The sequence below is a fragment of the Candidatus Hydrogenedentota bacterium genome (genome assembly GCA_035450225.1).
Lineage (GTDB): Bacteria > Hydrogenedentota > Hydrogenedentia > Hydrogenedentales > SLHB01 > DSVR01.
In genome coordinates, this window is record DAOTMJ010000076.1 from 1 (window position 1) to 10,500 (window position 10,500).

At 60.9% G+C, this 10,500-nt stretch carries 9 protein-coding genes; 6 read left to right on the forward strand and 3 right to left on the reverse strand.

Annotated elements, in window-relative coordinates; translation table 11 throughout:
* Window positions 1-325: 325 nt before the first annotated feature.
* The 6 genes from P5540_19295 to pap all read left to right on the forward strand — a co-directional run bounded on the left by P5540_19295 (window position 326) and on the right by pap (window position 7,051).
* The gene (locus P5540_19295) at window positions 326-1,522 is read left to right on the forward strand and encodes an amino acid aminotransferase (protein ID HRT66959.1); all 1,197 of its coding nucleotides are present in this window, start codon (window positions 326-328) and stop codon (window positions 1,520-1,522) included.
* Window positions 1,523-1,781: 259 nt separating this feature from the next.
* Entirely contained in the window at window positions 1,782-2,147 is a 366-nt protein-coding gene (gene hisI, locus P5540_19300; protein ID HRT66960.1) for a phosphoribosyl-AMP cyclohydrolase, read from the forward strand.
* A gap of 52 nt (window positions 2,148-2,199) precedes the next feature.
* Window positions 2,200-3,687, forward strand: coding sequence for an anthranilate synthase component I (trpE, locus tag P5540_19305; protein HRT66961.1), 1,488 nt, complete (start codon window positions 2,200-2,202; stop codon window positions 3,685-3,687).
* Window positions 3,684-4,247, forward strand: a complete 564-nt coding sequence (locus tag P5540_19310; GenBank protein HRT66962.1) for an aminodeoxychorismate/anthranilate synthase component II — start codon at window positions 3,684-3,686, stop codon at window positions 4,245-4,247. The genes trpE and P5540_19310 overlap by 4 nt, the downstream gene beginning before the upstream one ends.
* 184 nt (window positions 4,248-4,431) lie before the next feature.
* Complete coding sequence (locus P5540_19315; protein ID HRT66963.1) at window positions 4,432-5,487, forward strand: TIM barrel protein; 1,056 nt, start codon at window positions 4,432-4,434, stop codon at window positions 5,485-5,487.
* Window positions 5,488-5,584: 97 nt separating this feature from the next.
* A complete protein-coding gene (gene pap, locus P5540_19320; GenBank protein HRT66964.1) occupies window positions 5,585-7,051 on the forward strand; it encodes a polyphosphate:AMP phosphotransferase in 1,467 nt (488 codons plus the stop codon).
* Window positions 7,052-7,057: 6 nt separating this feature from the next.
* Here pap and P5540_19325 read toward each other — a convergent pair whose 3' ends face one another.
* The 3 genes from P5540_19325 to P5540_19335 form a co-directional block, all read right to left on the reverse strand.
* On the reverse strand, window positions 7,058-8,101 hold the full coding sequence (locus P5540_19325) for an alpha-L-fucosidase (GenBank protein ID HRT66965.1): 1,044 nt from the start codon (window positions 8,099-8,101) through the stop codon (window positions 7,058-7,060).
* Between the two features lie 66 nt (window positions 8,102-8,167).
* Window positions 8,168-9,673, reverse strand: a complete 1,506-nt coding sequence (locus tag P5540_19330) for an FAD-dependent oxidoreductase (GenBank protein HRT66966.1) — start codon at window positions 9,671-9,673, stop codon at window positions 8,168-8,170.
* A gap of 124 nt (window positions 9,674-9,797) precedes the next feature.
* The gene (locus P5540_19335) at window positions 9,798-10,298 is read right to left on the reverse strand and encodes a rubrerythrin family protein (GenBank protein ID HRT66967.1); all 501 of its coding nucleotides are present in this window, start codon (window positions 10,296-10,298) and stop codon (window positions 9,798-9,800) included.
* Between the last annotated feature and the right edge of the window lie 202 nt (window positions 10,299-10,500).

Genomic DNA, 10,500 nt, shown 5'->3' on the forward strand with positions numbered 1-10,500 from the left:
GTATGCCCGGTGGTGTGAGAGGGGGAGAGGGGCAACCCCCCCCCCTACTCGATTATCCCGGAGGGAGTGAAGGGGGTGGGAGGATTTTGTGGTAGAGAGGGGCGCTAAAAATGACTTTTTTTTCTAAATGAGCGGATTGTCGTCAAATTGGTTTCCGGGACAATTTTCGGTATCATATCCACCGGCAAGCGGCAATGTGTTTGATGCCGTCGTGAAAATCCCCCGAATGGTTTGTAAAGGGGGAAAGACTGTGCGCGGCAACGTAGTCTTGTGCGGCACAGACGGTTCAAGGCGTTTATGGCCGAAAGGCCAGGGAGACGGAATCATGTTCGAATCTATTGAGATGGCGCCGCCCGATCCGATTTTGGGGCTTACCGACGCATTCATGAAAGATACCCGGCCCGGAAAGATCAATCTCGGCGTCGGCGTGTATAAGGATGAAAGCGGCAAGACGCCGATTTTTGCATCCGTCAAGCGGGCCGAGGAGCGCATCCTTGGCGAGGAGACCACGAAATCGTATCTGCCGATACCGGGATCTCCGGCGTACGGCGCGGCGGTGCAGGACATGGTTTTCGGTCCGGATCACCCAATTGTCGCGGACAAGCGCGCGGTGACGGCGCATACGCCGGGCGGGACGGGCGCGTTGCGCGTCGCGGGCGATTTCATCAAGGCGAACCTCAACACCAACCGGATCTGGATCAGCTCCCCGACGTGGGAAAACCATCGGGGAGTGTTTCAGGCGGCCGGTCTCGAAGTGGAGACTTATCCCTATTACGATGCCGATGGCAAGCGGTTGGCCTTTGATGCAATGATGTCGGCGCTTGAATCCGTGCCGGCGGGCGAGATCGTCCTTCTTCACGCCTGCTGCCACAATCCCACCGGCATGGATCCGGACGCGGTACAGTGGAAGTCGATCGCGGACGTCGCGGCGCGCCGCCGATTCCTGCCCTTTTTCGACTTTGCCTACCAGGGACTCGGCGACGGACTCGAACAGGACGCCGCGGGGTTGCGCATCGTGGCGGATGCCGTGGACGAGTTCATCGTGGCCAGTTCGTTCGCGAAGAATTTCGGCCTGTACAACGAGCGGGCGGGCGCCCTCACGCTTGTGGCGCGTTCCGGGGCCGAGGCGCAGCGGGCGTTCAGCCAGCTCAAGTTGCGGATTCGCACCAATTACTCGAATCCGCCGTCGCACGGCGGGGCCATCGTGACGACGGTCCTGAACGATCCCGAACTTCGCGCGTTGTGGGAAGGCGAGGTGCGCGCCATGTGCGATCGCATCCGCGGGATGCGGGCGCTTTTCGTCGAGACGCTCAAGGCCAAGGGCGTGGACCGCGATTTCTCGTTCATCACGCGCCAGCGCGGCATGTTCTCGTTCTCCGGCTTAACAAAAGATCAGGTGGATGCCCTGCGCGAACGGTACGGCATCTATATCGTGGCGTCGGGCCGCATCAACGTCGCCGCCATGACGCCGTCCAACATGGAGCCGCTCTGTTCCGCCGTCGCGGACGTGTTGCGGGGATAAATCGCCCGGCGCATCCGGATTGCGGTGTTGCATTCGGAACGGGAAGTGTGCCATGCTTTAGGTGCGGCGGGCGGGGCGCCCACCGGAATGGAAGGCAAGGAGAACACGGGATGCTGAAGACGAACTTGTTTGATGTTCGCCGATGGCGTCCCATGTCCCACCGGTAGTCCTTGCTCCGTCTTTCGAGTTTTTCTTTCCAGGCAGGACAATTCTTTCGCAGTCGTATTGTGCGCGGCGCAGTTGAAGAAAGGCATTTCCCATGAAATTGAACGACATGGTCAGATTTGATGAAAAAGGCTTGGTGGCGGCCATTATTCAGCATGCGGACACGGGTCAGGTGCTGATGCTGGGGTACATGAACGCGGAATCGCTGGCGATAACGTTGGAGGAGCGGCGCGCGTGTTTTTGGTCGCGGTCGCGACAGAAACTCTGGCGCAAGGGCGAGACGTCGGGGAATGTCCTGGAGGTCCGGGAGATTCGTGTTGATTGCGACGCCGACGCGCTCGTCCTGAAGTGCAATCCGATCGGACCCACTTGTCATACGAATGAAACCAGTTGTTTTTACCGAAAAGTGGATTTCGACGGCGGCGTGACGCTGGATGGAGACGGCGTGGCCGCGGAATAAGGCTCAAGGCTCAAGGTTATGGATTTTCTGGGAGCCTGTGGAGGAGATAAAAATGGTTCACCCCACGTTGGATGAATTTCGCAAGTTGGCGAGTCCGGGCGCATTGGTCCCGGTATACCGCGAGATCCTGGCGGATCTTGAGACGCCGGTGACGGCGTACATGAAAATCGCGAAGGACCAGTCCTACGCGTTTTTGCTCGAAAGCGTCGAGAAAGCCGACGCGATCGGCCGGTATTCGTTTATCGGCGCGAATCCCTCGGTGGTTTTCCGATCGAAGGGCACGCAGGTCACGCTGATTCGTGACGGGTGCGCATCCTGTTGCGAATCGCCCGATCCGCTCGGCGAACTACGCAAGTTGATGGCCACCTACAAACCGGTGCCGGTTCCCGGGCTTGACGGTTTCCATGGCGGGGCCGTCGGCTACATGTCGTACGATCAGGTGCGGTTCTTCGAGAAAGTGCCGGACGCGAATCCGGATCCGCTGGGTCTGCCGGATCTGTATTTCATGATCACCGACACAATCCTGATCTTCGATCATGTGAGCAACAAACTGTTGATAGTGTCCAACGCGCACGTGCAGGAAAGCGCGGATTCGGCCTATGCCGAGGCGGTGCGCAAGATTGACATTCTTGATCGCCAATTGCGCAGGCCGCTTTCGGTCAGCACGGAACGGCTGCAATCCGGTCCGGTGGACAATGAGCCGAAGTCGAGTTTCACGCGCGAGGCGTTCTGCGAGGCGGTCCGCAAGGCCAAGGAGTACATCTGCGCGGGCGACATCTTCCAGGTGGTTTTGTCGCAGCGCTTCGAGCGCGAAGTGTTCGCGAGTCCCGTGAGCCTGTACCGCGCGCTGCGATCGATCAATCCGTCGCCGTACATGACGCTCGTGCAATATCCGGACATGGCGCTTATCGGATCGAGTCCCGAAGTCATGACGCAGGTCAAGGGCCGGCGCTGTATGGTGCGGCCCATCGCGGGGACGCGTCCGCGCGGCGCAACGCCCGAAGAGGATCTGCAGCTCGAAAAAGACCTGCTCGCGGACGAGAAGGAACTCGCCGAGCACATCATGCTGGTGGACCTCGGCCGCAACGACGTCGGTCGTGTCAGCAAGCCGGGCACGGTCGCGCCGGTGGCGTCGCGGATGATGGCCATCGAGCGTTATTCGCACGTCATGCACATCGTCAGCGAAGTGGCCGGCGAGATGAAGGACGGCGAAGACGCCTATTCCGCCTTGGCGGCCACGTTTCCGATGGGCACGGTCAGCGGCGCGCCGAAAATCCGCGCGATGGAGATCATTGACGAACTCGAACCCATCCGCCGCGGACCGTACGCGGGCGGTTGCGGTTATATCAGTTTCGACGGCGACATGGACACGTGCATCATCATCCGCACGATCATCCTGAAGGACGGCGTGGCGCATATCCAGGCCGGCGCGGGCATTGTCTACGACAGCGTGCCCGAACGCGAGTACGAGGAAACGGTCAACAAGGCGAAGGCGATGTTCCGCGCGGTGGAATTCGCCGAAAAGGGGCTTGAATCATGATTCTCATCGTTGACAACTACGATTCGTTCACCTACAACCTCGTGCAGTATTTCGGCGAGTTGGAGCCCGATATCCGCGTGTTTCGCAACGACGCGATCGATGTCGCGGGTATCCGCGCGCTCAAGCCGGACCGGATCATCGTGTCGCCGGGACCATGCACGCCGAAGGAAGCCGGCATCTCGCGGGACGTGATCCGCGAACTCGGCCCGGAGATCCCGCTGCTGGGCGTCTGCCTCGGTCACCAGGCGATCGGCGACGTGTTCGGCGGCGATGTCATCCGCGCCGAACGGATTATGCACGGAAAACTGAGCTGGATCCGCCACAACGGCAACCGGCTGTTCGAGGGCGTCGAATCGCCATTCCAGGCCACGCGCTACCACTCGCTCATCATCCGCCGCGAGACCTGTCCCGATGTGCTCGAAATCACCGCCGAGACCGACGAAGGCGAGATCATGGGCGTTGCCCACAAGCAATATCCGATCTGGGGCGTCCAGTTCCATCCCGAAAGCATCCTCACGAAATGCGGCAAGCAAATCATCCGGAACTTCATGGCGCTCTGATCTCGGCGTTGTTTTTTGGCCGCCCTTGACCGGATGAGACGCATGGGGTATGCTGTCGCCGGATCGTGTGTACGGAGCATTCGGGCAGGCTGGACGGCCTGTTCCACGTGCGGCGACCAAGAGATGCTCCGTGTGGGCTTTGTAATGCGGAATGGGTAAATTGCGACGAGGGAGGTTATCGGGCATGGCCAAGGCAGGAGCAAAGCAGTATCGTTTTTCGTTTGGTCCGTGGAACATTGACGAGGGCGCGGATCCGTTTGGTCCCACGGTGCGCAAGCCGGAGGCGCTGGCGAAGAAGATCCGGGCCGCGAAGGCCATGGGATTCGACGGCGTCCAGTTTCACGACGACGATGTGGCGCCGAATCTCGACGGCAAATCGCACGCGCAAATCATGAAAGAGGCGGCGCAGGTCAAGCGGATGCTGGACGGGGAAGGACTCAAGGCGGAGTTCACCGCGCCGCGCCTGTGGTTCGCGCGGCAGACCATTGACGGCGCGTACACGAGCAACGATCCGAAATGCCGGAAGTACGCCATCGAGCGCACGAAAATCTGCATGGACATCAACAACGCCATCGGCGGCGACTGGATCGTGTTGTGGCTTGCGCGGGAAGGGTCGTATATTCGCGAAAGCAAGAATCCGCGTGTGTCGGTGCTGCAATTGCGCGACGCGTTGAATGCGATGCTGGCGTACGATCCGAAGGCGATGATCCTGATCGAGCCGAAACCCAACGAGCCGGTGGACAGCGCGATTATCCCGACGATCGGTCATGCCATCGGATTGTCGTATCTGACGGACGATCCGTCGCGCGTCGGATGTTTGGTCGAGACGGCGCATTCGTGTCTGGCCGGGCTGGATCCGAGCGACGACATGGCCTATGCCCTCGCGCACAACAAACTCAAGAGCGTGCATCTGAACGACCAAGGCGGGCTAAAGTTCGATCAGGACAAGTCGTTCGGATCGTACAACCTTCGCCGCGCGTTCAACCAGGTCCGCGTGCTTGACGAGTACGGTTACGGCAAAAACGGCGAATGGATCGGCCTCGACGTCAAGGCCATGCGCACGCAGAAACAGGAAGGCAACACGAAGCATTTGTCGTCGAGCAAGGAACGCTTCCTGTTCCTGTTGGAAAAAGTCCGGACTTTGGACAAGAAACTCGAGGCGCAGTTGATCGCCGCGCGCGATTACGAGGAACTCGACCGCTACATTCTGTGCCACCTGATGGGCGTGAAGTACCGGTAAGATTGCGGATTTGAGATTGCGGATTGCGGCGGGGCGGAGTGTCCGCCACGGCCATGTCGTCCCCTTTACAAGCCGCCAACGCGTGAGGGCGTGAACCATGCTTGAGACAGTCGATCTGGATGCGTCGTTGTCGAAGGAGGAGTTCAAGAAGGCCCATGAACCGCTGGATTTGCGCCTTGCGGAATTACAGCGGCAGATACGCGCGGCGGGCATCCCGTTGCTTGTCGTGTTCGAGGGGTGGGAAGCCGCGGGCGTGGGCACGGCCATCAGCCGCCTGCTATCCCCGCTGGATCCGCGCGGATACAAGGTCCATACCTTCCAAGCGCCCACGGAAACCGAGGCGTTGTATCCGCCGATGTGGCGCTACTGGCTGACGACGCCCGCGCGCGGCCTGATTGCCATTTACGACGGCAGTTGGTACTGGGAGGCGCTGAAGCGCGACAAGCCCGCGGGGCCGGAGGTTTACGAACGGGTGCGCACGTTCGAGCGGCAGTTGGCGGACGACGGCGCGGTGATCCTCAAATTCTGGCTTCACATCAGCAGCCGCGAACAGGCCAAGCGTTTCAAGAGAATGAAGGACGATCCCGCGCTGGCCTGGAAACTCAGCAAGGAGGACTGGCGCCGCCACCGAAAGTACAAGAGTTACTGCCAAGTCGTCGAAACGACGCTGCGGGAAACCTCGACGGCGTATGCCCCGTGGACGGTCGTTCCCGCGCACGACCCGCGGTATGCCTGCCTGACGATTGACGAGACGGTCGGGCAGGCGCTCGAAACCGCGCTTCAACGCAAGCCGCCAACGGTTTCGGTGGTTCCGGCGCGCCTGCCGAAGCGGGTCAGCCCGCTCGACAAGGTTGACGTGAACCTTTCCGTGACGCATGAAGAGTACAGCCGTGAAATGCCGCGTCTTCAGAAGGAACTTCTGCGCCTTGAACATCTCATTTATCCCAAGCGCATCCCCGTCGCCATTGTGTATGAGGGGTGGGACGCGGCGGGCAAGGGCGGCAACATCAAGCGCCTCATCACGGGCATGGACCACCGAGGATTCGAGGTTATCCCTTTTGCCGCGCCGGAAGGCGACGAGCGTACGCACCATTATCTGTGGCGCTTTTGGCGGCACGTCCCGAAAGGCGGACACATCACGATTTTCGACCGGAGTTGGTACGGGCGCGTCATGGTCGAGCGCATCGAAGGGTTCGCCACGCCCGAGGCCTGGGGACGCGCCTATCGCGAGATCAACGAATTCGAGCAGGAATTGACCTCGTCGGGCATCGTGTTGGTGAAATTCTGGATACACATCTCGAAAGAGGAGCAGCTCAAGCGGTTCCGCCTGCGTGAAAAGACGCCGTACAAGCAATGGAAGATCACCGACGAGGACTGGCGCAACCGCAAGCAATGGGACGCCTATCACGCAGCCGTCACCGAGATGATCGAAAAGACCTCGACCGTGAACGCGCCATGGACCATCGTGGAAGGAAACGACAAGAAGCACGCGCGCCTCAAGGCGTTGAGAACGGTGGTCGCGGCGATTGAAAAAGCGTTGAAGCGCAAGAACGGCCACAGGTAGTCCGCGTCATCCCCCCGATCCGCTTTTACAGGCATTTCCCGCGGCGCGCAGATGATCCATGAATTCGGGGGCGATGGCGCCGTCCGCGCCGATGGGAACGTCCCACGTGACCACGCCGCCCTTCTCGACTATTTTTCGCGTGATGGCGGCGACTTGTTCCGGCGAGAAACGCGGCGGGGAACCGGCCCAGCATTTGCCGATATAACTCAACATGTGATACTGGGCCTGCCCGATTCGGGGGCCGGGGCACACGACATCCTGCGGCTGGTCAATTTCGCCCGCCGTGTAGTCTTCCGCGGGCGTCAGTGTAATGATGGGGTTGACAATGCCGGGATTGAACGCGACGATGCCGGCGGGGTTGCCCGCGCGCGCCGCCGCCGCGAAACTGTCGAAATTCGGCGCGTCCGGGTGGCGGTACATCGCGTCGGGGTAGTAGCATCCGTCGAACCACCAACCCGCGACTTTTTCACCCCACCGTTCCGACCACTCTCGAATGACGGATTCCCATTTGCGCTGGAAGGATTCAAGGCGGGGATCCTCGTCGCCGGGTTTTACCGGAGCCGTGTCCCATCGCGGATGTTTGCCCGGTTTCCATTCGAGCGCCTTCATCGCTTCGGGGTCGCGGTCGGGTGCGCCGGAAGGCAGATACACCATCAGGCGGATGCCCTTCGGATGCAGCGCCGCATACAGATCGGCGATCAGATCGCGCTTCGCGCATTTGCTGGGAACCATGCCGGTTATCCGGTCGTATGTCGTGTTCGGCGAACAGTAAAAACCGGAATTTTGTCCAAGCGTAATCACATAGTATCCCGCGCCGACGGACGCCAGCGTGTCGGCCAGCGCATCCACATTGAAACGATCCACGGCGGCGTTCCACGTTTCGACCGTTGCATCCTTCAATACCGTGTCGGCCATGTAATGCGTGAACACGCCCCATTGCGCCTTTTGAAACCATTCCGCCCGGTGCGTCTTCACGTTTTCCGCCTCCTGTGTCCATCCCGCGCCGCACAAAACACACGCCATTGCAATGGCGCAACTAAACCGGTCCATGGCATTCCGTCTCCTCTCTTCCAAATCGTTTGTGGGGATGGTCCCGTTCCATTGATTGGCGCGCGTTCAGGCTTGTTCCCCGCTGAAAAAAGCGGCGACGTCCGTCGCGCTTGGATTGGCGCGCAGCAGGGCGGAGCAGTCCCGGCGCGTTTTTACGGCCTTGGCGAGTTCCGCGGAAAGGCGCGTGTCGCCAACGAGGATTGCGCCGACCAGTGCGTTGTCGTGAAAGAGAAACACGCGGCAGCCTTCCCCTGTTTCATCGCGAATCACCGTGTAACTGCCGTCAGCGGGGGCTATGGTTCCGACGCTAAACAGGCCGAAACCAAGGACTTTGAGGGTATTTACGCGGGGCAATCCGCCGAACTCGGCCGAAAGGCCCGCCGCGTTCAGTCCCGCAATCTGGCCTTGGTAACGAGCCGGTTCCCACAGGCCGTACACGATGCCGTGATGTTCGGCTGCGTCGCCGGCCGCGAAAATGTCGGCATGCGACGTCGTCAAGTGCGCATCCACAACAATGCCCTGGTTGACTTCCAGTCCGGCTTTGCGGGCGAGGTGGCTGTTGGATCGAATGCCGGCGGCCACGACCACGCCTTCGGCCGGCAGACGCGATCCGTCGGCCAACCGCACCGACTGCACACGGCCGTTTCCCTCGAACGCCGACGTCTGCCGCTGATAGAGAACCTCGATGCCTTTTCCGGTCACGAACGCATGGAGACGTTCGGCGGCGAAAGCGTCCAACTGCCGGGGCAGAAGCCAACCGAAATTTTCCACGACCGTGACCCGTGCGCCGCGCCGGGCAAGGGCGCCGGCGGTTTCCAGGCCGAGAATTCCGCCGCCGATGACGACCCACGGCGCGCCGGGCCGGATGGTGTCCAGTATGCGATCGGCGTCGCCGCGCGTGCGCAACGCCGTGACGCCCTCCAGCGCGGATCCCTCGATGGGCGGCATGAATGGATGTGCGCCGCAGGCCAAGACCAATTTGTCGTAGGGTTCGGAAACGCCGTTTGCCAATTGGACGGCATGGCCGGCGGGATCGATGCCCGCGACCTCCTCACCGAGCAACAGGCGAACGCCTTGTTCCGAGTACCAAGCATCCGGATGGACGGGCAGGCTGTCCGCGCCGATTTCGCCGGCAAGGTAGCGTGTCAGGTTGAGCCGGTAATACGGCGGCGCGGACTCTTTGCTTATCAGCGTGATGCGGGCGTCCGGGCGCGCCCCACGGATGGATTCCGCCGCGGCGAGTCCTGCAATGCCCCCGCCCACAATCACGAAACGGAGCGCGCCCGTATGGGTTTGCGAAGGTTCCGGGTTGGCGGCGTCGTCGAGAGGCCCGAAATCGTCCGCCGGGGCGCCGCATACCGGACAGGCGTCCGGCGGCGATCCGCCCGCGTGGACGTAAGAGCAAATAAGGCATCGCCATTGGCCGGATTTCGGTTTGGGCGGTTTGGGTGTGTCCGCTTGCCGCTCGAAATCGGACGACGGCGCACCGCATACCGGGCAGGTCTCCGGCGGCGTTTCACCCCGATGAACATAACCGCAAACCGTGCATACCCACGCCACCGAACCATTCATGACGGAGCCCTCCCCGTTCCATTTGAAAAACAAATTACCATTCCGTGTGACGCCGAATTCCGGTTCGGCCGATCCGCCAAAGCCCATGCCGAATCGAAATTCGGCGCTACAGGCCACCGCGCGCTTATTCCACCTCGAAAAAACGTTCCTTCGGAACACCGCACACCGGACAGCGGTCGGGCACGGAACCCACGACGGTGTTTCCGCAGACATTGCACACGTAAATGGGCGCAGCCTGCAGATCGCCGCCGCCTTCAAGCGCGGTCAAGGCGCCGCCGTACATTCCGTGATGGATTTCCTCGACAGCCATGGCGTTTTTGAACGAGGCCAGCGCGGCGTTGTGGCCTTCCTTTTCCGCTTCGGCGATGAATTCCGGATACATGACCTGAAACTCGTGACCCTCGCCCGCGATGGCCGCGCGGAGATTGTCTGCCGTACCCTTGACGCCGCCCATGACACGCAAATGCGCGTGGGCGTGCACGGTTTCCGCCGCTGCCGCCGCGCGGAACAGTTTCGCGATTTGCGGATACCCCTCGTCCTCCGCTTTTTTCGCATACGCGAGATACTTCCGGTTTGCTTGGCTTTCGCCCGCAAACGCCGCTGCAAGATTGTCCATGGTCGCCATTGAATCGTCCTCCTGTATTTGTGGGTTTCTCTTGCTTTACGCATGCGGCCCTGCCCATGCGCTTCCCGCCGCCAAGTATATCTGAAACCCCCCGTGCTTGTCATGTTTGCGAACACGATCCGGTTGCCTCAAATAAAAATCTACTCGAACCCCGATCCCCGGCTAAGAAAAATCCCGTTGGCGGGATCTTGTTGGCTTCATT

Bases quoted from the DNA above. Each gene is read 5' to 3' on its own strand.
- P5540_19295 (HRT66959.1), top strand. From the start codon at position 326: ATGTTCGAATCTATTGAGATGGCGCCGCCCGATCCGATTTTGGGGCTT.
- hisI (HRT66960.1), top strand. From the start codon at position 1,782: ATGAAATTGAACGACATGGTCAGATTTGATGAAAAAGGCTTGGTGGCG.
- trpE (HRT66961.1), top strand. From the start codon at position 2,200: ATGGTTCACCCCACGTTGGATGAATTTCGCAAGTTGGCGAGTCCGGGC.
- P5540_19310 (HRT66962.1), top strand. From the start codon at position 3,684: ATGATTCTCATCGTTGACAACTACGATTCGTTCACCTACAACCTCGTG.
- P5540_19315 (HRT66963.1), top strand. From the start codon at position 4,432: ATGGCCAAGGCAGGAGCAAAGCAGTATCGTTTTTCGTTTGGTCCGTGG.
- pap (HRT66964.1), top strand. From the start codon at position 5,585: ATGCTTGAGACAGTCGATCTGGATGCGTCGTTGTCGAAGGAGGAGTTC.
- P5540_19325 (HRT66965.1), bottom strand. From the start codon at position 8,101: ATGGACCGGTTTAGTTGCGCCATTGCAATGGCGTGTGTTTTGTGCGGC.
- P5540_19330 (HRT66966.1), bottom strand. From the start codon at position 9,673: ATGAATGGTTCGGTGGCGTGGGTATGCACGGTTTGCGGTTATGTTCAT.
- P5540_19335 (HRT66967.1), bottom strand. From the start codon at position 10,298: ATGGCGACCATGGACAATCTTGCAGCGGCGTTTGCGGGCGAAAGCCAA.